Origin of the sequence: Janthinobacterium sp. NKUCC06_STL (genome assembly GCF_019345455.1) — a bacterium.
GTDB lineage: Bacteria > Pseudomonadota > Gammaproteobacteria > Burkholderiales > Burkholderiaceae_D > Janthinobacterium > Janthinobacterium rivuli.
This window is the reverse complement of record NZ_JAHKQY010000039.1, coordinates 1-357: the sequence shown is the minus strand read 5'-3', so window position 1 is coordinate 357 and position 357 is coordinate 1. Positions and strand designations below refer to the sequence as shown.

The window sequence follows — 357 nt, the reverse complement described above, 5'->3', positions numbered from 1 at the left end:
CTGAAAAGTGTCAATGCGGTCAACAATACCGACGGCGTGATTGCCGCCACGCAGGATATCAGTGTGAAGGCGGGCAGTGTCGACAACAGCGGCGGCACGCTGCAGGCGAGCGGCGGCAGCATCGTCCTTGATGCCGGCAGCGTGCGCAATGCGCAGGGGGTGCTGAGCGCGGGCAAGGATGTGCGGGCCACGCTGACGGGTGACCTGAACAACACGGGCTTGCTGTATGCGGGCCGCGACCAGCAATGGACGGTGGGTGGCGCGCTGACGAACAGCGGTTCCATCGCGGCGCTGGGCAACACGATCTTGCAGGCCAACAGCATTGCCAGTAGCGGCTTGCTGGGCGCGGGCCTGCAA

Annotated in this window: 1 protein-coding gene; it reads left to right on the top strand. The window is 65.3% G+C overall.

Going from position 1 to position 357, the window contains the following annotated elements:
* The coding region (locus KO539_RS29895) for a hypothetical protein (RefSeq protein WP_219314002.1) at nucleotides 1-357 on the top strand (357 nt) is incomplete at both ends.